Source organism: Flavobacterium oncorhynchi (genome assembly GCF_002217355.1).
Classification (GTDB): domain Bacteria; phylum Bacteroidota; class Bacteroidia; order Flavobacteriales; family Flavobacteriaceae; genus Flavobacterium; species Flavobacterium oncorhynchi.
In genome coordinates this window covers 21475-46901 of record NZ_MUHA01000018.1, presented here as the reverse complement: position 1 = coordinate 46901, position 25427 = coordinate 21475, and the positions used below count along the sequence as shown (strand labels likewise).

At 34.0% G+C, this 25427-nt stretch carries 24 protein-coding genes; 10 read left to right on the top strand and 14 right to left on the bottom strand.

Annotation, left to right across the window (positions count from 1 at the left end; all coding sequences use genetic code 11):
• Positions 1-32 precede the first annotated feature (32 nt).
• The 8 genes from B0A75_RS12905 (at position 33) to B0A75_RS12870 (ending at position 10621) form a co-directional block, all read left to right on the top strand.
• Complete coding sequence (locus B0A75_RS12905; RefSeq protein ID WP_089054688.1) at positions 33-3188, top strand: SusC/RagA family TonB-linked outer membrane protein; 3156 nt, start codon at positions 33-35, stop codon at positions 3186-3188.
• Between the two features lie 34 nt (positions 3189-3222).
• The gene (locus B0A75_RS12900; protein WP_089054687.1) at positions 3223-4752 is read left to right on the top strand and encodes a SusD/RagB family nutrient-binding outer membrane lipoprotein; all 1530 of its coding nucleotides are present in this window, start codon (positions 3223-3225) and stop codon (positions 4750-4752) included.
• Between the two features lie 15 nt (positions 4753-4767).
• Positions 4768-6087, top strand: coding sequence for a GntP family permease (locus B0A75_RS12895; protein ID WP_089054686.1), 1320 nt, complete (start codon positions 4768-4770; stop codon positions 6085-6087).
• A gap of 4 nt (positions 6088-6091) precedes the next feature.
• A complete protein-coding gene (locus B0A75_RS12890) occupies positions 6092-6559 on the top strand; it encodes a RidA family protein (RefSeq protein ID WP_089054685.1) in 468 nt (155 codons plus the stop codon).
• Between the two features lie 165 nt (positions 6560-6724).
• A complete protein-coding gene (locus B0A75_RS12885) occupies positions 6725-7756 on the top strand; it encodes a sugar kinase (protein ID WP_089054684.1) in 1032 nt (343 codons plus the stop codon).
• Between the two features lie 9 nt (positions 7757-7765).
• Positions 7766-8413, top strand: coding sequence for a bifunctional 4-hydroxy-2-oxoglutarate aldolase/2-dehydro-3-deoxy-phosphogluconate aldolase (locus B0A75_RS12880; protein WP_089054683.1), 648 nt, complete (start codon positions 7766-7768; stop codon positions 8411-8413).
• A 3-nt stretch (positions 8414-8416) separates the two neighbouring features.
• Positions 8417-9532 (top strand): D-TA family PLP-dependent enzyme, encoded by a 1116-nt coding sequence (locus tag B0A75_RS12875; protein ID WP_089054682.1) that lies wholly within the window; start codon positions 8417-8419, stop codon positions 9530-9532.
• Between the two features lie 18 nt (positions 9533-9550).
• Positions 9551-10621 carry a dipeptidase gene (locus B0A75_RS12870; protein ID WP_089054681.1) on the top strand — a complete coding sequence of 357 codons (1071 nt, stop codon included), beginning with the start codon at positions 9551-9553 and terminating at the stop codon, positions 10619-10621.
• Here the strand turns inward: B0A75_RS12870 and B0A75_RS12865 are convergent.
• On the bottom strand, positions 10618-11394 hold the full coding sequence (locus B0A75_RS12865; protein WP_089054680.1) for a DeoR/GlpR family DNA-binding transcription regulator: 777 nt from the start codon (positions 11392-11394) through the stop codon (positions 10618-10620). The two genes, B0A75_RS12870 and B0A75_RS12865, sit on opposite strands and share 4 nt — an antisense overlap.
• Positions 11395-11585: 191 nt before the next feature.
• Between B0A75_RS12865 and B0A75_RS12860 the strand changes: the two genes are divergently transcribed.
• Positions 11586-13889 (top strand): family 20 glycosylhydrolase, encoded by a 2304-nt coding sequence (locus B0A75_RS12860; protein WP_089054679.1) that lies wholly within the window; start codon positions 11586-11588, stop codon positions 13887-13889.
• A gap of 65 nt (positions 13890-13954) precedes the next feature.
• On the opposite strand, the gene B0A75_RS12855 is transcribed toward B0A75_RS12860, so the two are convergent.
• The 4 genes from B0A75_RS12855 to B0A75_RS12840 are packed head-to-tail and all read right to left on the bottom strand — an operon-like array spanning position 13955 to position 17823.
• Positions 13955-14701, bottom strand: a complete 747-nt coding sequence (locus B0A75_RS12855) for a succinate dehydrogenase/fumarate reductase iron-sulfur subunit (RefSeq protein ID WP_089054678.1) — start codon at positions 14699-14701, stop codon at positions 13955-13957.
• A gap of 46 nt (positions 14702-14747) precedes the next feature.
• Positions 14748-15122, bottom strand: a complete 375-nt coding sequence (locus B0A75_RS12850; protein ID WP_035653142.1) for a four helix bundle protein — start codon at positions 15120-15122, stop codon at positions 14748-14750.
• Between the two features lie 23 nt (positions 15123-15145).
• Positions 15146-17146 carry a fumarate reductase/succinate dehydrogenase flavoprotein subunit gene (locus B0A75_RS12845; protein ID WP_089054677.1) on the bottom strand — a complete coding sequence of 667 codons (2001 nt, stop codon included), beginning with the start codon at positions 17144-17146 and terminating at the stop codon, positions 15146-15148.
• 11 nt (positions 17147-17157) lie between these two features.
• Positions 17158-17823, bottom strand: coding sequence for a succinate dehydrogenase cytochrome b subunit (locus B0A75_RS12840; protein ID WP_089054676.1), 666 nt, complete (start codon positions 17821-17823; stop codon positions 17158-17160).
• A gap of 359 nt (positions 17824-18182) precedes the next feature.
• On the opposite strand from B0A75_RS12840, the gene B0A75_RS12835 reads away from it, so the two are divergent.
• Positions 18183-19544, top strand: a complete 1362-nt coding sequence (locus B0A75_RS12835; protein WP_089054702.1) for a hydroxymethylglutaryl-CoA synthase family protein — start codon at positions 18183-18185, stop codon at positions 19542-19544.
• A 289-nt stretch (positions 19545-19833) separates the two neighbouring features.
• On the opposite strand, the gene B0A75_RS12830 is transcribed toward B0A75_RS12835, so the two are convergent.
• The 9 genes from B0A75_RS12830 to B0A75_RS12790 form a co-directional block, all read right to left on the bottom strand.
• Positions 19834-20019: a hypothetical protein gene (locus B0A75_RS12830; protein WP_089054675.1), complete on the bottom strand. Its 186-nt coding sequence runs from the start codon at positions 20017-20019 to the stop codon at positions 19834-19836.
• A gap of 79 nt (positions 20020-20098) precedes the next feature.
• Entirely contained in the window at positions 20099-20470 is a 372-nt protein-coding gene (locus tag B0A75_RS12825; protein WP_123872369.1) for a hypothetical protein, read from the bottom strand.
• A 15-nt stretch (positions 20471-20485) separates the two neighbouring features.
• The gene (locus B0A75_RS12820) at positions 20486-21331 is read right to left on the bottom strand and encodes a tetratricopeptide repeat protein (RefSeq protein WP_089054673.1); all 846 of its coding nucleotides are present in this window, start codon (positions 21329-21331) and stop codon (positions 20486-20488) included.
• Between the two features lie 36 nt (positions 21332-21367).
• Entirely contained in the window at positions 21368-21937 is a 570-nt protein-coding gene (locus B0A75_RS12815) for a hypothetical protein (protein WP_089054672.1), read from the bottom strand.
• 102 nt (positions 21938-22039) lie between these two features.
• Complete coding sequence (locus B0A75_RS12810; RefSeq protein ID WP_089054671.1) at positions 22040-22780, bottom strand: LytTR family DNA-binding domain-containing protein; 741 nt, start codon at positions 22778-22780, stop codon at positions 22040-22042.
• Positions 22781-22791: 11 nt separating this feature from the next.
• Entirely contained in the window at positions 22792-23241 is a 450-nt protein-coding gene (locus tag B0A75_RS12805) for a GNAT family N-acetyltransferase (protein ID WP_089054670.1), read from the bottom strand.
• A gap of 36 nt (positions 23242-23277) precedes the next feature.
• Positions 23278-23583, bottom strand: coding sequence for a hypothetical protein (locus B0A75_RS12800; RefSeq protein ID WP_089054669.1), 306 nt, complete (start codon positions 23581-23583; stop codon positions 23278-23280).
• Positions 23584-23596: 13 nt separating this feature from the next.
• Complete coding sequence (locus B0A75_RS12795) at positions 23597-24031, bottom strand: GNAT family N-acetyltransferase (RefSeq protein WP_244284394.1); 435 nt, start codon at positions 24029-24031, stop codon at positions 23597-23599.
• Positions 24032-24050: 19 nt separating this feature from the next.
• Entirely contained in the window at positions 24051-25397 is a 1347-nt protein-coding gene (locus B0A75_RS12790) for a bactofilin family protein (RefSeq protein WP_089054667.1), read from the bottom strand.
• Positions 25398-25427: the final 30 nt, after the last annotated feature.

Below are 25427 nucleotides of genomic sequence, written 5' to 3'. Positions count from 1 at the left end.
AAACCAAAAAAAAACGTGAAAACCAAAAAATTATGAAAACAAAGTTAATTTCATTAGTGTTTATTGGGGGGATAATCTTCTCAGCAAACGCGAAAGAGACTGCAATTAAAAAACATCTTTTTGAGCAACAAAGCAGTCAGGTTGAAATTTCAGGCCAAGTAATTGGTCAGGATGATGGAATGCCAATTGCAGGTGCAACAATTTATGCTAAAGGCAATAAAAAAAATGCATCTATTACTGATGAAACAGGAAAATTCAAATTAAATGTTCCAGAAAACGAAACTCATATTATCGTTTCTTACATGGGTTACGCAACTTTAGAATATGAATTAAATGCAGCTAAAGATTTAGTTATACGTTTAAAACCTGCAGAAAATGTTTTAGATCAGGTTTTAGTAACCGCATTAGGGGTTAAAAAAAGCAGTAAAGCCGTTGCTTATGCGGTAACTGAATTAAAAGGAACTGAATTTACAAAGGCTAAAGAAACTAATATCTCGAATGCTTTAGTTGGAAAAATTGCCGGTGTAAACGTAAGCAGCACTGCAACGGGACCAAACGGTTCAACAAGGGTCGTTATTAGAGGAAATGGTTCCTTAAACGGAAACAACCAGCCGATGTATGTGGTAAACGACTTACCTATTGACAATACACAGCTTAATTTACCTGGAATTGGAAATGGTGCGGGACAAACCAGAATTAATGTTGACCGAGGTGACGGAACTGCTGTTATAAACCCAGACGATATTAAAACCATTACGGTTCTTAAAGGTGGAACGGCAGCGGCATTGTACGGTGCAAATGCCGCAAATGGTGTAATCTTGATTCAGACAAAAAGAGGTTCAATTCAAAAAGGAATTGGAGTTGAATACAATACTTCTTTTACTTTCGAAACGCCTTCGATCATACCAGATTGGCAGTACGAATATGGGTCTGGAGACGCTAATAAAAAACCAACTACTAAGGCAGAGGCAATAAATTATGGCCGTTGGTCTTGGGGAGCAAAAATGGACGGAACTGACGTTATTCAATTTGACGGAGTAAAAAGACCTTACAGCCCTCAAAAAAATAACATTAAGAATTTCTACGAAACAGGAACAACTTTTATCAATTCGATCGCTTTATCCGGCGGAACTGAAAAAGCAACAGGACGTCTTTCATTTTCTAATATGGACAATCAATCTGTTGTACCAAACTCTGGTTTTAACCGTAAAAGCGTAAATATTGCGAGCAATGTAAACTTAACTGATTGGTTAAAATTTGATGTGGTAGCGCAATACAATTTAGAAAAAAACAATAATAGAGTTACGGTTTCAGATGCTGAGGCAAACCCAAACTGGGGAACTTATATGATTGCCAATACGGTTGACATTAGAAATCTTGCTCCAGGTTATGATGAAAATGGTATTGAAGAAGCTTGGAACCCAGTTGCAATTGCTACGAACCCTTATTTTGTTGTCAATAAAATAAAAAACAGCGATACTAAAAACCGTTTTATCGGTATGTTGAATGTAAAACTGAACTTTACTCCTGAATTATTTCTTCAAGGTAGAATTGGTCAAGATTTTACAAACTATGATTTCTTTGGATACATCCCAAAAACAACTTTAAACAATCCTGTTGGATATGCGCAAGGTTCAAAAATGAAATTGTCTAATTTGAATTCTGAAGCTATTCTTAATTATACTAAGAAAAACATTTACAACAACTTCTCTTTAAATGCATTAGTGGGTGTAAACTCTCGTACTACTTTGAGAGATGAAACAAGAATTGAGGGTTCTGGTTTTGTATTGGATGATTTTTATGCACTAAGCAACTTAGGTACAATTACATACAGCTATCCTTACGGAAAAACAAAAACAAACTCAGTTTATGGCGCTGTAGATTTAGATTATAAAAATGTTGTGTTTTTAAACTTTACAGGTCGTCAAGATTGGTTCTCGACACTTTCGCAAGACAATAACTCTGTATTTTATCCATCAGTTGGAACCAGTATTATCGTTTCTGATATTGTAAAAATGCCTGAATTTATTTCATTTGCAAAACTTAGAAGTTCATGGGCTCAAGTAGGAGGTGCAACACCAGATCCTTATGCATTAAACCAATCATACTCAATGGTTCAAGGCGGACATAATGGCGAACAGCTGCAAACACCTACAAGCAACAGAGTTCCAAATTCAACTTTAAGCCCTTTAACTTCAACAACAATTGAGGTTGGAACTGATTTAGGGTTTTTCAACAATCGCTTAAATCTAGATTTTGCATGGTACAATCGTTCAACTACAAATGACATTGTCGAAACTACAATTTCAACGGGTTCAGGAGCAAACAGTGCTTTATTAAACCTTGGAAAAATGAGAAATAAAGGAATTGAATTTTTACTAAGCGGTAAAATCATTAACTCTCGTAATTTTTCATGGGATGCAAGTTTCAACGGATCTTATAATGAGAACAAAGTTGAAGCACTTACAGATGGATTAAACTCTATAACGATGGCAACTTCTGTAAACGGTTATGCAACTATTACAAGTGATGTTGGACATCCTTACAGCACAATAAAAGGATACAGACCGCTTAAAGATGCAAACGGAAACACTGTATATACTCTAAGCGGAGGTTCAGCTGCAATTGCAAGAGGGCCACTTGAAATATTAGGAGAAGGTGTACACCCTTGGACAGCTGGTATTACGAACGAATTCAAATACAAAAACGTATCATTCAGCTTTTTAATTGATGGTAAATTCGGCGGAAGCTTATACTCTGGAACTGATTTGTACGGAACGCGTATGGGATTAACTAAATTGACTCTTGAAGGTCGTGAAAACGGATTGCCTATTAAAGGTGTTGACACAAACGGAAATCCTGTTGATATGGTAATCGCTCCAGAAAACTTGAGATATTACTATGATGGTTTAAAAAGCATTTCATCAACATTTATCTATGATGCAAGCTTTATAAAATTACGTCAGATAATATTAGGCTATACATTACCAGTTGATAAAATAAGAGGTTTATCAAAACTTCAAGGAGCTTCGATCTCATTTATTGCAAGAAACCTGTTTATTCTTTACAAGAAAACGCCAAACGTAGATCCTGAATCTGTATTCAGCGCAGGAAATGCACAAGGTGTAGAACAATTTGGAGTGCCAAAAACCAGAAGTTTCGGTTTAAGTTTAAATATCAAATTTTAAACTCATTTTATCTCTAATTTTTAAATTAAAAGACATGAAAAAGATAACCCTTTTATATATAGCAGGTATCCTTTTAGGAAGCATGACAGCCTGTACGGAAGATTTTGAAGAAATCAATTCCAACCCAAATGCCGTTGAAAAACCAAATCCGAATTTTATTTTCAGCAGAGCGCAGCTGGACGGCTTGGCAAACAACTATTTTTTTACCAACATACTGCAATGCGGCGGAATGTTACAGCATTATGCTACTTATAAAGAAGCTTCCGGCGTTGGAGACAAATACTTAAATAATGAAGTGTATTACTCGGCGTATTTCAATCAAGCCTACCCTACGGCATTAAACGAAACAGAGATTGTAATTAACACTGTAAAAAGCAATCCGAACGACAGTAATAAACTTAATATTGCTAGAATATGGAAAGCCTTCTTGTATCATAAAATTACCGACTTGTACGGAGACATTCCGTATACAGAAGCGGCAAAAGCAAATAGTGCAAACGTTTTTCTTCCAAAATACGATTCACAAGAATTCATATACAAAGATTTGTTGAAAGAACTTGACGAAGCAGCTATTGCATTAGATCCTGCTAAACCAAGTTTTGGCAAAGCCGATTTTATTTACGCTGGAGATGTTGCAAAATGGAAAAAATTCTCTTATTCATTAATGCTTCGCTTAGGATTAAGATTGTCTAAAGTTGATCCTGCATTATCTAAAACATGGGTAACCAAAGCGATTGCCGGCGGAGTAATTTTAAATGGCGGCGACAACGCAATTATGACATATAAAGATGGGCCAAACAACTTTAACCGAAATCCAGTTGGTTTTGACTCTAGAAGTGAAGATTATTCAGCTGGATCGTATGGGAAAACAAACCGTGAAGGCGGTAAGCTGGCTAAAACATTTATTGATTTACTAAAAAACACTGCCGATCCTAGAATTAGTGTTTACTCTGGAGTATGGCAGGGAACTGTACAAAATACAAGTGCGGCGGTACAAAAAGGTTTTCCTAACGGAATAAAAACGGCTCCATCACCAGAAGAACAGCAAACTTATTCTGAACCAAATCAAAATACCATTTTAAAATACGATGCACCGCTTGTGCTTATAAGCAATGCCGAAACAAACTTATATTTAGCAGAAGCTGCTGCAAGAGGCTGGTATACTAGTGAAACTGATAAGGATTTATATGAAAAAGGTGTAAAAGCATCTTTCGCTAACATGGGAATTTATGGCAGCTCGTATGCAATTGCAGACGCAACACCTTACTTAACGGCAAATCCGTATAATGCCTCAGGATCATTTGACGTAAAGATGAATCAGATTCACACTCAAATTTATGTTGCTTTGTTTGTTGACGAACAGGAAATTTATGCCAACTGGAGAAGAACAGGATATCCTGTTTTGGTTCCTGTAAATTATCCAGGAAACGTTACAAATGGCACAATTCCAAGACGTATAAAATACCCAACAGGCGAATATTCAGTGAATTCGACTAACTTAGCAGAAGCGGTTAAGCGACAAGGAGCAGATACTTTTACAACAAAAATCTGGTGGGATAAATAAAAACACAATTCATAAATGAGCATTTTAATTCTTACGGCATGCATTGCATTTTTAATCATTCAAATTGCTTGGTTTAAAATCAATCCGTTTATTGCTTTTATAATAACAGCTTTATTAGCAGGTCTATTTTTAGGCCTGCCAATAAACACATTGTCACAAACAGTACAAAAAGGTTTAGGCGAAATGCTGGGTTCAATCACATTGATTATTGTGTTTGGAACCTGTATTGGAAAACTAACCGTTTCATCAGGAGCGGCCAATGTTATTGCCAAAACAGTTATGGGATGGACAGGCAAAAAATACGTACGTTTAGGCTTAATGATTACAGGTTTTATTGTTGGGATACCTCTATTTTATAGTGTTGGATTTGTTTTGTTAGTACCTCTAATCTTTTCAGTAGCCCATCAATTTAAATTATCAAAAGTATATCTGGGAATCCCTATGCTTGCGTCGCTTTCGGTAGCACACGGTTTTTTGCCCCCACATCCTTCTCCAATGGCGTTAAGCAGTATTTTAAATGCCGACATTGGACTGGTTTTGATTTACGGAATAATAATAGCTATTCCAACTATTTTTATTGCGGGTTTATTGTTTTCTAATTTACTTAAAAACATCAAAACCGAATCGGATCACGAAATTATAAATGTTGAAGAAGTTGCCAATCAAGGCAAACTTCCAAGCTTTTCTCTTAGTTTATTTTCTGCTTTATTTCCTGTTTTCGGATTAACCGTTACTTCTTTACTGCCATTAATTTCATCAAATGAAAACTTAATAAACATTTGCAAAACATTAGGAGAGCCAAGCATGATTATGCTGATTTCTTTACTTCTTTGCACTTATACGTTAGGAATTAGAATGAACCGAAGTCTTGTTTCTGTAATGGATGATTATGCCATTGCCATTAAAGATGTTGCGTTAATTGTTCTAATCGTAGGCGGTGCCGGAAGTTTAAAAGAAGTTATGATTGTAAGCGGTGTAAACGACACTATTGTCGCTGCTTTAACACAAATAAACATTCATCCGTATTTATTGGCCTGGATAATGGCCGCAATCATTCGCGTTTGTGTGGGTTCTGCAACCGCTGCCGGATTAATGACTGCCAGCGTTTTATTGCCTTTATTACAACTTAATGGACTGGACCCAAATTTACTGGTTTTGTCAGTAGGCGCAGGAAGCTTGATGTGCTCACATGTAAACGATCCAAGTTTTTGGATGTTCAAGGAATATTTTAATATCAGCCTGAAAGATACTTTCAAATCATGGACGGTCATGGAATCATTAGTATCTGTTTTAGGAATCATTTTCGTTTTTATTTTAAACTCTATAATACATTAATATCATGAATTTATTACCTCAAGAAAAATTTGACACTCTTGGTTTGTCTTTACCGCCAGCACCTCAGCCTTTGGGTATTTACAAACCCTATTTAGTTGATGGTAAATATTTATACCTTTCAGGTCACGGCCCTGTTAGAGACGACAAATCCTTAATCATTGGCCGAATTGGCGATGATATGGATATCGAAGAAGGAAAATTAGCTGCAAGACAAGTGGGGCTAACCATGCTTTCTACAATTGTAACCAATTTTGGAAGTCTAAACAAAGTAAAAAGAGTCATAAAAGTACTTGGAATGGTGAATTGCAACGGCGATTTTTTAAGACATCCTTATGTAATAAATGGCTGCAGTGAATTGTTTGCAGAAGTTTGGGGACAAGAAAACGGAATTGGCGTAAGAAGTGCTGTAGGAATGGGGTCTTTACCAGACAATATTCCTGTGGAAGTTGAAGCTGTTTTCGAATTATATTAAAAAAGATATTCCACAGATTAAAAAGGATTATTTTTTTGTTAGCCACGAATTTCACTAATTCGGTGCGTAAAAAGTAATTCGTGAAATTCGTGGCTAACAAAAATCTAAACACACAGTTTATAAATCCTTTTAATCAGTGCAATCAGTGGCAAAAAAACAAAAACCATGAATACAATTACCTCACAAACAAGAATTGCAACTTTTGGAGAGCTATTACTCCGAATGAATGTTGCTGATGGAAACCGATTTACTCAGGCCAATGAAATAAAAATTCATGTAGGCGGCGCCGAAGCAAATGTTTGTGTTTTACTTTCCCAACTCGGAATTCAAACCGATTATATCAGCCGTCTGCCTCAGAATGATCTAGCACAATTAGCCATAAACGAACTTCAAAAATACAATGTTAATACTTCAAAATGTGTTTACGGTGGAGAACGTTTAGGCTTATATTTTGTTGAATCTGGAAATCAAATCAGACAATCTCAGGTAATTTACGACCGAAGCAATTCCTCTTTTGCAACCATTCAAAAAGATCAAATTGACTGGAATAAAGCATTAGAAAATATTACTCATTTTCACTGGTCTGGAATAAGTCCAGGAGTTTCTAATGAAGCTGGTTTAGCCTGTAAAGAAGCAGTTCTAACCGCACATAAAAAAGGACTTCCTATTTCTTCTGATTTTAATTATCGCTCGAAATTATGGCAATACGGAAAACATCCTTCTGAAGTTATGCCCAATTTACTTCAATACAGCACAATTACAGTAGCCGATTTAGATGCTATTGAAATTTATTTCGGAATCAAAACGGATAAAAATGAATCTGATGAAAACCGATTTCAAAAAACATTTGAGCTGCTAAAAGAAAAAATGCCCTACTTAAAAACATTGGCAATGAGTTTTAGAAAATCTGAAGGGCAGGCGCATCTGTACAAAGGATTATTGATTCATGAAGGCAATTTTTACCAAACTCAAGAACACAAAATACATGTTGTAACAGACCAAATTGGTTCTGGAGACGCTTTCAATGCGGGATTATTATACGGATTATCCAATAAATTATCTGGACAAGAATGCATTGAATGGGCAACAGCCTGCGGCGTAATCAAACAAAGTATACACGGCGATTTCGCAATAAGCAACATTACCGAAATAAGTCATTTTATTAAAAATGGCTCAAGTAACAGAATTAATAGATAAAATAAGAATATGTACAGCATTTTAAAAACGCAAGGTGTACTTCCGTTAGTAACCCAAATCGACATCGAAACTGCCCAAATAATATTGCGATCAGCTGCTGATGCTGGCATTAAAATTATTGAGTTTGCTGCGCGTTCAAATGACTCTAAAGAAGTTTTCAGCCAAATGATAAACTTTAAAAAGGCAAACAATTTAAACATTAAAATAGCGGTTGGATCTATTTTGACTATTGAAGATGCAGAAACTTATCATAAACTAGGCGCCGATTGTATTGTATGTCCGCACACTGATTTAGAAATTGGCAATTACTGCATTAAAAACAACATTTACTGGATTCCAGGAGCGGCCACATTAAACGAAATCCTTTATGCCAACAAACAAGGAGCCGAAATTGTAAAACTTTTTCCTGCTGATAAAATTGGAGGCTCCGGATATGTAAAAGCAATAAAAGCACCTTTTCCAAACTTAAAAATAATGCCCACTGGAGGTGTAACTTTAGAAGAGAGTAATTTAAAATCTTGGTTTAAATCTGGTGTTGTGTGTGTTGGAATTGGTTCAAATTTATTCTCAAAAGAAATGCTGCAGCATTTAACTTACGATCAATCACTCGAAGCATTTCAAAATTTAATTGAAGTGATCGAAAAAATAAGAAACTAGATTATGCAAAAAAAATGGTGGAAAATTAATTCCGAAACTCAACTTGATACTCCATATCTAGCAGTGTACGAAGATCGTCTCCGCTGTAATATTGAATATCTGATCAGTTTGGTAAAAGGAGACACTCAAAAACTGCGTCCTCATATCAAAACACATAAAATAGGCGAAATTCTAGAGTTGTTTAAAATTTACAATATCAAGAAAGTAAAATGCGCTACAATAGCAGAGGCAGAACTTGCCGCCATACATCAAATTCCAGATGTACTTCTTGCCTATCAGCCAGTTGGACTTAAAGTTGACCGATGGATTTCACTTATTCAAAAATATCCCGAAGTTCATTTTTCTACCATTGTCGACAATTTAGAATCTGCAAAAACATTAAATGAAACCGCTTTAGAACACAATTTAAATCTCACCATTTATCTAGATTTAAATACAGGAATGAACAGAACAGGAATCGCCGTTTCTGAAAACTGGAGCGCTTTAGCTAAAAAAATTATTCAGTTAAAAAATATCAATCTAGCCGGTATTCATATTTATGATGGTCATTTGAGAGGCAGTATCGAGCATCGAAAAGAAGAAGCTCAAGAAGCCTTTACAAAAATTACTGATGAAATCGAAAAACTACAACAAAATCTAGATTACGAATTAAAAATTGTTGCCGGCGGATCAAATACATTCCCATTTTATGCCCTTCAGGAAAATGTAGAATGCAGTCCCGGTACTTTTGTTTTTTGGGATGCTAATTATCAAACCAATTTACCCGAGCAATTATTTAAACCTGCTCTGGTTATAGTTGGAACAATTATTTCAAAACCTACAAAATCAACCTTATGCATTGATATTGGATATAAAGCAGTTTCTTCAGAAAACCCAATTGATAAAAGAGTAGTGATCTTAAATGATGAAGATTTAATTCCTGTTTCACATTCAGAAGAACATTTGATTATAGAAAACAAAGGCCAAAATGATTATAAAATTGGCGATACGATTTACGCACTTCCTTATCATGTTTGCCCAACCTGTGCTTTGTATGATACTGTTCAGGTAATAAATAAAGAAAATCGTATTTGCGACCAATGGCAGGTTGCCGCAAGAAGCAGAACAATTAATATATAAAACTAAGTCCATACAAATATGTTTATAATAGACGCCCATTTAGACCTGAGCATGAATGCAATGGAATGGAATAGAGATTTACGAAATGATGTTGCCGCTTTGCGTCATTTAGAAAAAGGAATGACAGATAAACCTGATCGTGAACGCGCAACAGTTTCATTTCCCGATTTACGAAAAGGAAACATCGGAATTGTGGTTGCTACTCAAATTGCAAGATTTGTAAAACCTGACAGTATTATTCCGGGTTGGAATTCTCCTGAACAAGCTTGGGCACAAACGCAAGGACAGCTTACTTGGTACAAAACCATGGAAGAAGCAGGAGAAATGACACAAATCACAGATAAAAAATCGCTTCAAAAACAAATTGATTTGTGGAATGACGGCACTCCAAATGACAAAAAACCTATTGGATATATTTTGAGTTTAGAAGGCGCCGATTCTATTATTGACATTTCTTATTTAGAAAAAGCATATAATTACGGATTACGAGCTATTGGCCCAGCACATTACGGACCAGGCAGATATGCAAACGGAACGGACGCAACGGGAAAAATGAATCAAAATGGTCTTGATTTATTGAAAGAAATGGAGCGTTTAAACATTATTTTGGATGCAACTCATTTGTGCGACGATGCTTTCTGGCAGGCTTTAGATCATTATAATGGTCCCGTTTGGGCAAGTCATAACAACTGCCGAAGTTTGGTTGATCACAATCGTCAATACAGCGATGAAATGGTTAAAGCTTTAATTTCTAGAGGAGCCGTTATTGGAGGTGCTTTAGATGCATGGATGCTGGTTCCGAATTGGCAGAGAGGTGTTTCGATGCCTTTAGAAATGAATTGCAATTTAGAAACCGTTTTTAAACACATGGATCACATTTGTCAATTGGCAGGAAATGCAAATCACATTGGCGTAGGTTCCGATTTGGACGGTGCTTTTGGAACAGAGCAATCTCCGTATGATTTAAATACAATAGCCGATTTACAAAAACTGGTCTTGATCTTTAAAAACAACGGATATTCTGATGAAGATTTAGACAAAATCTTTCATCAGAACTGGATTAATTTTTTAATGAAGAATTGGGATTAAACAAAAACTAAACTTGGAACTGCCTTCTTATACGCTTGTAATTTTTCGTCGTTAGGATCAACTTCTGTAACAACGTAATCTACCTCAGATAAGTTGGCAATTTTCATTTTTAGCACCGTATCTAATTTTTCAGAAATAGTAAGAATAGCTGTTTTTTCAGACGCTTGAATCATTGCTTTTTTTACCTGAACTGTTTCCCAGTCAGAATCTGAGAAACCACCTTCGACGTCTAAAGCATTTGTACCTAATATTAACAAATCAACTTTAATATTAGCCAATTGAGTATAGACATCGCCGCTCACACACATTTGGCTGTAAGACGAAATACTGCCGCCAATCATTATAATTTTAACATTAGGTTTGTCTAGAAGTTCAACTGCAGACAAAACAGTAACAGTAAAAATGGTCAAGTTTAAGTAGTCAGGAATCAATCGGATAAACTCTCTAATTGTTGTACCGCCTCCTAATAACAAAACCATTCCATCGCGAAGCAGCCCTATTGTTTTTTGTGCAATAATTTGTTTAGACTCGCCCGCATAAACTTGATTTGATGAAGAATGGTGATACGCTTTTGTCATTGCACCGCCTTTCACTTTTATCAATAACGATTCAGATTCAAGTTCATTAACATCGCGTCTAACGGTATCTTCCGAAACAAACAATTTAACCGATAGTGTTTCAAAACTTACACGGGTATGCAGATTTATCTCTTTTAAAATAAGATTTTTACGTTCTTCCTTCGTGTAATTTACCAACTCATTATCATTATTCATGCAAATTCATTTTTATAAAAACAAAGGTAAACAATAAATGCAATATTATTGCGAAACAAATTATAACAGAAAGTAACCAAAAAGTTAATTAGCCTATTACAAAGACATTTAAACAAATTTTAGTTTTGCATTTTTTTTGCAAAAAGCATTTCATAAACTCTAAATTTGTTTTGTAAATCAAGAAAACAACCATGCAAAAAAGTATCTTTTTATTTTTAATGTTTTGCTGTTTCTTCGGAAATGCTCAAAACCCATCCAACAACAATACAATAATCCCAGAACCAAACTTTTATAAAGCTACAGGAGACAGTATTCGAATTAACGGATTGATAAAAGTCATTTTTAAAGACAACAAATTCAGCACCAAAGAAAAAAGAACAGCTTCTATTTTTGAATCGGCCGTAAACTCTAATATGCCCAATAAAAAAAGCAATATTGAAGTTCTGTTTATTGCTCAAACTCCAAGTACGTCTGAAAAAAAAGAAGCTTACAAAATCAATATAACTTCAAAAAAAATAACAGTTACAGGAAACGAAGAAGGATTGTTCTATGCTGTTCAAAGTTTACTGCAGCTGCTCCCAAATCAACTAAAAAATCAGGAAATAAAACTTCCTTGCTTAACTATCGAGGACGAACCAAGATATACGTATCGCGGATTACATTTAGATGTCTGCCGTCACTTTTTCACCGTTGATGTTATAAAAGATTTTATAGCACAGATGTCTTATTATAAATTAAATAATTTTCATTGGCACCTAACTGACGACCAAGGCTGGAGAATCGAAATAAAAAAATATCCAAAACTAACCGAAGTAGGATCGAAAAGAGCGCAGACTTTAGTAGGAAATAAATTTGAAAGATTCCCCTATTTTTTTGATGGAAATCCATACGGAGGTTTTTACACACAGGAAGAAATCAAAGACGTTGTAAAATTTGCCGAAGAACATTATGTTAACATCATTCCTGAAATCGAAATGCCGGGACACGCAACCGCTGCCGTAAGTGCGTATCCTAATTTATCCTGCTTTCCTGATCGCCCATATAAAGTTGTCGAATATTGGGGTGTTTTTGAAGATATATTCTGTGCCGGAAAAGAAGAAACTTTTACATTTTTAGAAGATGTTTTAACCGAGGTTATGGCTTTGTTTCCGAGTAAATACATTCATATTGGCGGAGACGAATGTCCAAAAGCAAGATGGAAAGAATGCCCAAACTGCCAGAAAAAAATCAAAGAATTGGGCATAAAAGATGAGCATGAATTACAAACTTATTTAACAACCAGAATCGAGAAATTCCTAAATGCTAACGGCAGACAAATTTTAGGCTGGGATGAAATGCTTGAAGGCGGACTGGCTCCAAATGCAGCCGTAATGTCTTGGCGTGGAGAATCTGGCGGTATCAGCGCCGCCAAGCAAAAACATTTTGTTATCATGAATCCTGAACAATTTTTATATCTGGATTACAATCAAGGCTACTCTCCACAAGAACCTCTTACCGTTGGAAGACTAGTAACTGTCGAAAAAATCTACAACTACAACCCAACTCCTGTTGACAGTTTAACCATTGATGAACAGAAATATATTTTAGGAGTTCAATCTAATCTTTGGTCTGAATATTTGACGAGTCCTGCCAAATTAAACTACCAAATTTATCCCCGAGTATTTGCTTTGGCTGAAATTGCTTGGACAAACTCTCAAAATAAAAACTACAATAGTTTCATTTTAAACCGAATGCCGCATCATTTAGAAAAACTAGAATCTCAAAAACGACTGTATAAAGTCCCAGTACCATTTGGAGCAGAAGAAACGGCATTAATCACATCAAAATACGTTTTAGACTTAAAACCGACTATTAAAAACGGGCAGATTTTTTATACAATTGACGGTTATAATCCAGATGAAACTGCAGCACTTTACAAAAAGCCTGTAACGATAAACATTCCAAAAGGAGAATATAGAACCATAAAAACTGTTCAAATAAGTCCAAGCGGAAGAAAAAGTTCTATTAATAAAATAATAGTCAAGAATCCTGATTTAAAAACTGCTCTCTCTATAAAACCAACAAAACAAGGTTTAAAGTTTGATTATTATACGGGAAAATTATTCCAGCAGGTACAAGATTTAGAATTGGCAAAACCTATTAATTCTGGAATTCTTGAAGGTAATATCAGCAGCGAGAGATGGAAAACAAAATTGGAGCGTTATATCGGCTTAAAATTTAACGGATACATCTATATTTCAGAAACAGGAAATTATACCTTTTCAACGCTTTCAGACGACGGATCGAAGCTTTTTATAGATGATGAACTAATTGTCGATAATGACGGCATCCATTGGCTCAATGAAGCTTATGGAGCTGTAAAACTTGAAAAAGGATTTCATAAAATAAACATCAGTTATTTTGACCAAATTGGAGGGACAACTTTAAACTGCTTTATACAACAGGAAGGAAAAGAAAAACAAGAAATAAGTGCTTCACAATTGTTTTACGAATAGACCACAAAAAAACGCATCCGCCTAAGCGGATGCGTTTTCAATATAAACTAAAATTGCGTTCTAAATTATCCTTTCAAACTTGCTGCTAAATACTCACGGTTCATACGTGCAATATTCTCAAGTGAAATTCCTTTTGGACATTCGATTTCACAAGCTCCTGTATTTGTACAGTTACCAAAACCTTCTAAATCCATTTGGTGAACCATGTTTAATACACGGTCAACCGCCTCAACTTTACCTTGCGGCAATAAAGCATATTGAGATACTTTTGCAGAAACGAACAACATTGCTGAAGAGTTTTTACAAGTTGCAACACAAGCCCCGCAACCAATACAAGCCGCCGCATCAAATGATTTATCTGCATCGTGTTTGTTAATTGGAATTGTATTTGCGTCAATAGTATTTCCTGAAGTATTTACAGAGATAAATCCTCCTGCGTGTTGAATTCTATCAAAAGAACTTCTGTCAACCACTAAATCTTTAATTACTGGGAAAGCTTTTGCTCTAAATGGCTCAATAAAAATCGTATCACCATCTTTAAACATACGCATGTGTAACTGACAAGTTGTAACACCTCTGTCTGGTCCGTGCGCTTCTCCGTTGATGAATAAAGAACACATTCCGCAGATTCCCTCACGACAGTCGTGGTCAAATGCAACTGGCTCTTCTCCTTTGTTGATTAATTGTTCGTTAAGAACATCAAGCATTTCAAGGAAAGACATATCTGGTTCGATTCCATCAATAGGATATTCTACAATCCCTCCTTTATCTTGGGCGTTTTTTTGACGCCATATTTTTAATGTAAGTTTCATAATTTTGTTATGGGTTATAAGTTAAGAGTTAAACGTCATAGGGTTACTACTCCATTTTAGTCCTAGCTAAATAATTTATATATCCATTTAATATTGCTTTGGTTCTTTCGAACCTTTCTCTAAATTTTTGCAACAAATCTTCTTCAATATAATTCTCATCTAAAGCAGTAATTACCTGATTTAAAGATTCAGTTAATGAACCTCGCGCAATTCTACAGAATTGAATATTTTCTTGATAATGATATCTCCCAAACCCTTCGGCAATATTATCACTAACAGATCTAGAAGATCGTTTAAGCTGACTAGTTAAGGCATATTTTTCGTCAATTGGAAATTTCGAAAGAATATTTTGAGAAACAAAGATTCTTAATTCACGTGCTGCTTTCCAGCACTCTAAATCTTCGAACGACTTTAAACTCATAACCCTTAACTCTTAACCTTATGTTATTTATAACTTCTTTGAACTAATTTAATGTTTTCGTAATTAAGAGCTTCTTTGTGTAATACTGCATCACTTGGTTTTCCTTTGTATTCCCAAGCTGCAACATATGCAAAGTTCTCATCGTCACGAAGTGCTTCTCCTTCTTCTGTTTGGTATTCCTCACGGAAGTGACCACCACAAGATTCGTTACGGTGTAAAGCATCTTTCGCGAACAATTCTCCTAATTCTAAGAAATCGGCAACACGAGTTGCTTTTTCTAATTCTTGATTAAATTCGTTAGCGCTTCCTGGAACTTTTACATCTTTATAAAACTCTTCACGTAAAGCAGCAATTTCTTCGATAGCTTCATTTAAACCTTTAGCATTACGAGCCATACCTACTTTATCCCACATGATTTTTCCTAATTTCTTGTGGAAATAATCTACAGAATGTTTACCGTTGTTATTGATGAATTTGTTAATTTGATCTACAACTGCTTTTTCAGCTTCAACGAATTCTGGTAAGTCTGTAGAAATTTCTCCCATTTTAATATCCGGAGCAAGATAATCTCCAATAGTATATGGCAATACGAAATATCCATCAGCTAAACCTTGCATTAAAGCAGAAGCTCCAAGTCTATTTGCTCCGTGATCAGAGAAGTTTGATTCTCCAATTGAGAAACATCCAGGAATTGTAGTCATTAAGTTATAATCAACCCAAGTTCCACCCATTGTGTAGTGAACCGCTGGGTAAATCATCATTGGTGTTGTATAAGGATCTTCGTCAACGATTTTGTAATACATCTGGAATAAGTTTCCGTATTTACTTTTCACGATTGCAGCTCCTAATTTAGTTACTAAAGCAGCATCCTTATCATCTAAACCTTTTACATAAGCATCTTCAGTTCCGTAACGTTTAATTGCTGCTGCGAAATCTAAGTAAACAGCTTCTCCAGTTTTGTTAACTCCAAAACCAGCATCACATCTTTCTTTAGCAGCACGAGACGCAACGTCACGAGGAACTAAGTTACCAAAAGCTGGATATCTTCTTTCTAAGAAATAATCTCTTTCCGCTTCAGATAAATCTGTTGCTTTTTTCTTTCCTTCACGAATTGCCTGAGCATCTTCTAATTTTGCAGGAACCCAAATACGACCATCATTACGTAAAGATTCAGACATCAAAGTCAGTTTTGACTGGTGATCTCCTGAAACTGGAATACATGTAGGGTGAATTTGTGTGTAACAAGGATTTGCGAAAAACGCTCCTTTTTTATGAATTTTCCAAGCTGCTGTTGCGTTACTTCCCATAGCATTTGTTGAAAGGAAAAATACGTTTCCGTATCCTCCAGAACCAATTACTACCGCATGAGCAGAATGTCTTTCTATTTCTCCAGTAATTAAGTTACGAGCGATAATACCTCTCGCTTTTCCGTTCACGATTACAATGTCTAACATTTCGTGACGGTTGTACATTTTTACTTTACCACGACCAATTTGACGGTTCATTGCAGAATAAGCTCCTAACAATAATTGCTGTCCAGTTTGTCCTTGTGCGTAAAATGTACGAGAAACCAAAGTTCCTCCAAAAGAACGGTTATCTAAAAGTCCGCCATATTCACGAGCCAACGGCACCCCTTGAGCCACACATTGGTCAATAATATTTGCCGAAACTTCAGCCAAACGATAAACGTTTGCCTCACGTGCACGGTAGTCACCACCTTTTACAGTATCATAAAACAATCTGTAAGTTGAGTCACCGTCACCTTTATAGTTTTTTGCTGCGTTGATACCCCCTTGCGCTGCGATAGAGTGCGCACGACGTGGAGAATCTTGAAAACAAAATGCTTTTACGTTATATCCTAACTCAGCCAAAGTAGCTGCTGCAGAACCTCCAGCCAAACCTGTACCAACAACGATAATATCTAAATTACGTTTGTTAGCGGGGTTTACTAAATTAATATGATCTTTATAATTTGTCCATTTGTCCGCTATAGGACCATTTGGAATTTTTGAATCTAATGCCATTATAATTGATATTAATTATTGAAATGATGAAATAATGCGATAATTACGAAAAGTGCCGGTACTATTACAGCAAACCAATAACCTACTTTACTTAAAAATCTTGAATACTTATTGTGCATCCCAACTGATTGAAGAGACGAACTGAATCCGTGCCAAAGGTGAAATCCTAGCAGCACAAATGCAATACAGTATAATCCTGTACGGATTGGGTCATGAAATTTATGAACCAATTCTCCATAATATCTTGTAGCATCTGGAGCCGTTCCTGCAATATACTTGTAGGTTACTTCTGGAAACCAAAAATCATAAAAATGCAATACTAAGAAAGCTAAAATAACCGCTCCAGAAATAATCATATTTCTTGAAGTCCAGGAAGCATTAGCCGCTCCGTTGTATTTTGCATACGCAATTGGTCTTGCTGCCTTATTTTGTGCAGTTAAAATAAATCCCATTACAAAATGGAAAATTACTCCGATCGCCAAAACTGGCTGCATTACATATTGAATCAGCGGATTGTATCCCATAAAGTGAGAAGCCTCGTTGAAAACGTCTTCACTAATAATAGAAATAAAATTTAAGGAAACATGCAGCGCTAAAAACGTGATTAAGAATATTCCCGAAAGAGCCATAGCTACTTTCTTTAAGATGGAAGCATTCAATAGTGCAGATTGTGCCATAAGTGTTTAAGTAGTTTGTTTTAAAAAATTATACAAAAATAACTCAAATACAAAAGAACTACAACCATTTCGTTCTTATTTATAATGATTTTAAAATAGCTTCCGAGTACGTATTTTTACGTACAAAAAAGAAGCTGCTAAAAAATAATTCCCTATAGAAGATTCCAAAAACCTACTCACAAAGGCTTAAACTCAAAAATCACTTCTACGTATATTGTCAAAAATTTATGATATTGATATTTTATTTAAAGTTTTAATCTGTTTTCTTCAAAAGTGCAGCTGGAGCAAAATTTAATCAATCTAAAAAATTGCCATTCCACAACATAATTTTACCTTTATCGGCTTCAAAAAAAATGAGAATGAAAACAGGAATTGACGCTATTTCTTTTGATGTAGCAAACATACACTTACCCATAAAAACTTTGGCAATCGCCAGAAATATTGAACCAGAAAAATTAGAAAAAGGTCTTGGATTACTAAAAATGACTTTCCCAGACGTTCATCAAGATGCGGTTGTGTTTGGCGCAAATGCTTTAACTAAACTTATTACTGATAATAAAATAAACCTAAACGAAATAGGCCGAATTTATGTTGGTACCGAAAGCGGAATCGACAGTTCAAAACCAATTGCTTCTTATTTAATTAACTTAATGGAGCAAAAATTTGGAGAAGATACCTTAGCCGAATGTGATGTAGTCGATTTTACTTTTGCTTGTATCGGCGCTGTTGATGCCTTGCAAAACTGTCTTGACTTTGTAAAATTAAACCCAGCAAAAAAAGCAATTGTAGTAGCGGCTGATTTTGCAAAATACGATTTAAATTCTGGCGGAGAATATACACAAGGCGCTGGAGCTGTTGCAATGTTAATTAGTGCAGATCCAAAAATTATTGCTTTTGATAACAATTGGGCAACAAGTACAAAAGGTGTTTTTGATTTCTTCAAACCGTACAGAACTATCTCTAAAAACGAAATCACAAAAAACACAAACAACGATTCTTGGTTTGATAATTTAGAAGCAGAAATCGAAATCCATAAAGATCAACCTGTTTTCGACGGACAATATTCAAATCAATGTTATATGGATCGTACGCGAAATGCTTACTTTTCATTCAAAAAATTAAAAAACACTACCGAAACACTATATAACACTTGGCATAGCATCGTAATGCATTTGCCGTATTCTTTTCAGGGAAGAAGAATGTTATCTGAAATTTATGCTTTAGACAGTGCTGAAAAAATTATTGCCGATGATATTGCACCAGCAGATTATCAGACAAAAATTAAAGAAGTGGCAAAATCTGAAGATTACAGAAGTTTTGTGACTGAAAAATTACAACCTGCCGAATTGGCTTCTTCATTAATTGGAAACCTTTACACAGGTTCTATTTTCATGGGATTATTATCGACTTTGGCTCATTTTTATGATACTAATGCAGCAATTTCAGGAACTAAATTCGGTTTCTTAGCTTATGGAAGCGGATCGAAATCTAAAGTTTTTGAAGGAACAATTCAGCCAGAATGGAAATCTGCTCTAGAAAATGTGAAACTTTTTGAAAATTTAGCCGAAAGTGTAGAAATTGACTTCAATACTTATGAAAGCCTTCATAAAAAAGAACAAAAACAAAGTGTTAGAACTCCAAAAAACGAATGGATTTTAGATCGAATTGAAAAAGAGATTCCAGTTTTGATTGGGGCGAGATATTATAAATGGGTTGATTAATTTCCAACATTTGAAATCCCAAAATTCAAACAAAAAACCGAAGCTTTCGCTTCGGTTTTTTTATACATGTATAATTTGTCATTTCGACGGAGGAGAAATCTTCGCAAGAAGCTCTACAAAGATTGACTTTCGTTGCGGAGTCATTTGTAGAGATTTCTCCTCCGTCGAAATGACAAGATTATGTGTGGACTTTGACAAAGGTCACAATATAAAATTGAAGCTGATTATTTTTCTCAATTTCATAAAAATTCTCTAATTATCAAATTGACACATTCTCTAATTAGAGAAATCAATCCTTTTTATCCTGTTGTTCTGTCTGAACAAAACTTCCGTTAATGGAACGATCTTCGGCATTCATTCCGTTTGACATTCCGAGCATAAAAGCGGTTATTATTAAAAGTAATTTTCTTTTTATCCAATTAAGAACTGGTCGCTTAGATTGCTCCAAGTGAGATTTTTTATTTTGTTTATACATTTTGAAAATGATAAATGATTAGACATTATTATATCATCTTATGCTTTGAGATTGCATAAAGCCTGAGAAATAAATTTTCTTAAGCGTTGTATAAACTTTTACCGAAATGATTTGAAATGATTATTTCATTTATAAAAACAGACTGATTTATAAATGACATTAGTTTTTGATGAAGCAGATTTTGCAATTTCAACAGTTTCTTAATTTGAAAAGTAAAAACATTTTCGTTTTTAAGAAAATTCAAAACAATTAAAAATCTTGTTTTACCATAAGAAGCAACTTGTCCAAATTTATATAAATGAGAACTTTTAAGATTTAATTCCCTTCTTAAAACTACAAACGAAGATTCGTAATATTCTGCCGATTTAGATTGAGAATACAAAGTACCATCACTCGCAATCACGACAAAAGCCAGAAAGAGTGCGATTAGATATTTTATATGTTTTTTCAATTTTCGATTTTAATATTATTGCTGTAGTTCCTTTTTCATTTGTTCTGCTAAAGACTTCAATTTTTGATCGCTCATTAAATACGAATTCGCTTCTGCAAACCAACTGTTGAAGTTTTTAATGTCTTTTTTAATGTAATAAGCTTGCAAGATATTATAAGCATTCTCAGAATTATAAGTCTTATCAGGACATTCTTTAAAAACTTTACGACAAACGTTTTCAGCATCTTGCAGATTGCCGTTTTTTGTCTCTGCGTAAATCAACTCCTTATTTGTATAAGCGTCAAGAGGTTCTTTTTTTATAGCAATTTTCAAAATATCAACAGCTTTTTGATACTGTTTAAGACAATTATAAGAAAACGCTAACTCTACTCGAAGACCTTTGTATTCAGGGTCAACTTTTTGAGCCTTTTCTAGGTATCCCAAAGCCTTTTCGCATTCATTCCAACCATTATACATGAAACCCCATTGATAAAACCTTTCTATAGAGCCTTCGCCTGTTTTGTAGCTTTTAAGCCAATCTGGCTCTTTTGAGATTTGCAATTCTGTATATTTAGATTCAGGAATAAATGCTACTAATGTATTATTTGGCCGTAATCTATATTTCATAGAACTTGTCTTTTCTCTTTTATTTGGCAGAAACATTCCTTTTTCATCAACCTTAAAACTTCCTTCGTAGTCAAAAGTTAATCCAGCTTGAGCGTCAATATAAATAAATCCAAAATTATAAGAACCAGTACTATCCGAAGGAAATGCTACCCATCTATCTTCACTTTGAACAAACTTTTTATCAAATTGAAGTGTGCTCTGTGCAGAAATATTGAATACAAAAAGTAAAACTAGTAAGGTAAAAATCTTATTCATATTTAAATTTGATTGGCTCAAAATTATAAAATCCATTCAAATATATAGATTTCCTTTCACTTTTTTAATATCATTCTTACAAAGCAGTAAACCCAATCCTAAAACAAAAACCAAACAGCTCAAGAACATACAAACGCCGTTTTTCAACACAAAAAAAGAAAACCCAATAGCAGCCGAAGCAAAAACAACCATCAAAGATTTAATCGTATCCGTTTTAACAAAACCAAAAGCATGTATTGCTAAACCAATAAAAAGCAAAGATGGTCCAACGACAACAAAAGGATACAAAATACTTGGAGAATTACTAATTTGATTGCTTAATGCCTCTTTTGCAATTTCATTATTTCCGTAACTCGACATAATAAAATCGATGGTGCAAAGTCCGATATGCGCAATAACACCCAAACTTGTCAGCACAGAAGCTGCTGAATTTAATCTGCTTTTAGGAAACACATCATTAAACGACAACAACAAACAAGCTCCAATTAAATTAAACCAATGAGCAAAATCAATTGGTTTTTGAAAATTGGGCAAAATTTTAGAAAAGAATAAATAACTGATCAGGAAAAATAATAATCCCAAAAGGCAAAGATGTTTTGTTTTCATAATTTATTTTTAAAATTGATGAAGCAAAACTAAAATGAAAAAACTGGTTTAAAGCCCTATTTTAGAGACTTAGGTACAAAACATATTGTTTTAGGTACGAAATTATAATGTCAATAAAGTTTCTTTATAATTTTTAGAAACCGGCAGTTCAATTTGGGTCAAAATAATGGTATTTGGATTTCTCCAAGATTTAAAATGAGACGGATTTATTAAATGCGAACGATGAATCTGCCTTAAAAAGCTAAAATCTTTTTGAATGTTTTTGAGTGAACTTCGCAGTAGTTTTGAAGTTAGTTTTCCATTTTCTGTATAAAAAATCTCGACATAATTTTGAGCATTAGAAATGCAAACCAAATCGGATTTTTTAATCTTTAGAACATCTAGTTTATTTTCGCCTTTAATTACCAGAAAATCTTCTTTTACAGGAATTAATTTGATTAAATATCTTCTTGCCAGAATAATTACCGGAGTCAAAATCAAAGCGACTTTTATAAATATTACCGAAAAGAACTCGTAAAAATTATATCCACCATTTAAAATCGGGCTTTTATAATATGCATAAACCCCAAATAAATAAACCAAGTAGAAGAAAATGATACTTGCTATTTCTAAACCGACATTCCACTTAGTTATTCTTTCGTAAAAGCTTTTTTGAATAATCATTAAAAGACCGTAACACGAAAATGCTATTATACTAAAACCAAAACTAATTAAAAACCAAGCTCTAAAATTTATAGTGCCATCATCAAAAGGTTTTATGATGAAAGCAAAAACAAAAAGCCATAACGCAATAAACAAACCAACTAGAAGATTATGTTTTATGGAAATGTTTAGCTGTTTCACTTGAATTAAATTTAAAGTTTCATTTCCATAATAGGCATGAAACGATTTTTTATAGAAGTTTCGAATTCTCCAATTTTTACAAATCCCATTTTAGCATAAAAATCCTCAGCATTTGGTTCTGAATCGAGTATTATTCTTTCTGCTTTTTGGTCTTTAATTCGGTTTAAAAAATCAAGTACTAAATATTTACCCAATCCTTTGCCAATATATTCTGGCAAGATAAATAAATTATCAAGCTCAATTTCTCTTTCATCTTTAAAAAAATACGAATAATAGCCAATAATTAAATTATTAACTGTCAATTTATAAACATTATGTTCTTTAATATAATCCTGAGAAATGGTCAAGTTTTTATCCCATTCCTGAATTTGCTCTGCCGAATAACCCCAAAATGCTTTTGATTTTTTGGTTATTGAAGTTAGGATTTCATCGTCAATTATATTGGCTTTTTCTATTGTCATTGGTTTGAAAATATATGAACGAAGCTTTAAAAATTTTCATTTCGAATAATAATTACTGGAACCTCGATTTAATTCTTTCAGTTCAAAAAAACACACCTCACAAATGAGTTGAATTTGAGCAAATTCTTCAGATACATCATTCCATTCTCCTTGCTCAACCAGTATCTTATCACATTCATCACACCAAGCATTTAATTCGCCATCATCATACTCTTTTGTTGAATCTGAATCAAACGGTTCCCAAAAACCAGAAAACTCTGAGTTTACTAAATGCTGACACACAAAGGCGTTATTTCTTATTCCATGATTGCTGCATTCTACTTTTCTATGATTTTCTGACATTAAATTATAGCATTTATTTGTAAATCGTAAACTTATTATGACTCAGATTAAATCCGAGATTTTCATAAATTGCAACATTCTCTACTCGTCTTTTATTGGTTGTAACTTCGATACTTTTTAAATTATGCTGTTCTGCAAAATTCTTGATTTCATTTATCAATAAGCGTCCAACGCCTTTACCTCTATGTTTTTGATGAATAAAAAATTCCTGAATCTCACCAACCAATACGCAATGATGTAAAAGATTTTGGGTATGAAAACTAATAAATCCTAAACCTTCACTTTCGTTTTCGGCAATGAGATAAAGATTTTTTGAATTAGAAATATTCTCATTGAATATCCTTTCGAAAACTTCGAAATCTAAAACTTCATTTTCGAGTTCGCAGATTGCTTTGTAAACAAAATCTAGATCCTGCTTTTCTACTTTTCTGATATTAATATGTAACACTATAATCTATTTTACCGTTTTACAAGTATTCATTCAAACCAATGCGCTCAAACTTCGGTTTGTATTTTTGAACATATTTGTTCCAATCTTCTTGATTTTTATAAACCGAAAAAGCATAATCAACCGTTTCTTTACTAAAATGATTTCCGAAAATGGTGTCCAAATATTCAATTCCTGAATCGATTACTTGTTTTAAAATATGCAATTTATCAATTCCGTTTTGTTTGCTTGCTTTATCCAGCCACAATCCTTTTCCAATTTTTACATATTCTGCAAGAAGATTCTCTGTAATAAATCGAGAAGGAACATCGTTGATATCAGGTTCATGTTTTCCGTTTTTAAAAACCAATAGTATCAGTTCTTTAGAGTAGTATTCTTCTGGAACTAATCTCAGCATTGTACCACTTTCAGCGGCTTTAAAAGAAAGTTCTTTTGTTATAAACTGATCTGGAATTACCTGAATTGCAAAACCATCTTTACTCACTAATTTCTCGCAAAGTTCGTATGTTATTAAATTCTGCTTGATAAATGGCAGAGCGTGAAATGTAATATTCAATGCCAAATTACAAAGTTCTTCAGTTTTAATTTGTTTTGGAACGAGTTTAAGGTCTCTATAATTTGCCAAAACACGATCGCGCCAATATTCATAAGTTTTCGCAGGCGGATTATTTTGTTTTAAAACCAATTCGCCTCTTGCCAAATCTCGTTCCAACTCTTCAAAAGTTTCAATTAACGGATTATCCAATAACTTTCGAAGTTCATTCGAGATAATTTCATCGCCGGTTTCATTATCATATTTACATTCATTTTTTGGATCGACATCATCGGCTCTGTCGTTATAATAAAAGAGATTATTTTTTCTTTCTGCAAATTTTGTATTATGATCATTAACAATAAAAACTGGAGAATCAATTAATCCTGTACAATTAAAACTACCATGATTATAATACGTCATAACCACTTCTTTTGCTACAATATTTCCTTTTATTTCAACATTGGCACCTCCTAACAGCAGACTTTGACAAATAATATTTCCATTTATAAAAACATAAGGCCCGTAATCGCCTTCGGCATTAATAATTGAACCGTTTACAGAGAAATTCCCATTTATCAAAACACCTTCAATTCTTATTTCTTCAACCTTTTTAATTGGAAGATTTAACAAGTTGGCAAGCCATTTTTTCTCTTTATCTTCATAAAGATCTAAATAAAAATTCCCTTCAAAATTTACATCTTCTTCTGCGATAAGAAAAAAATCCTCGTTTTCCCAATCATCAAAATAATCAAACTTTTCATCTTCAATTAAAAGAGGATACTTGTTTTTGATTTCTGCAATTGTAATTAATTTAAAATTAGAAGTCTGCATTTTATTTTATTAATAGAAGTTTTCTTTCTT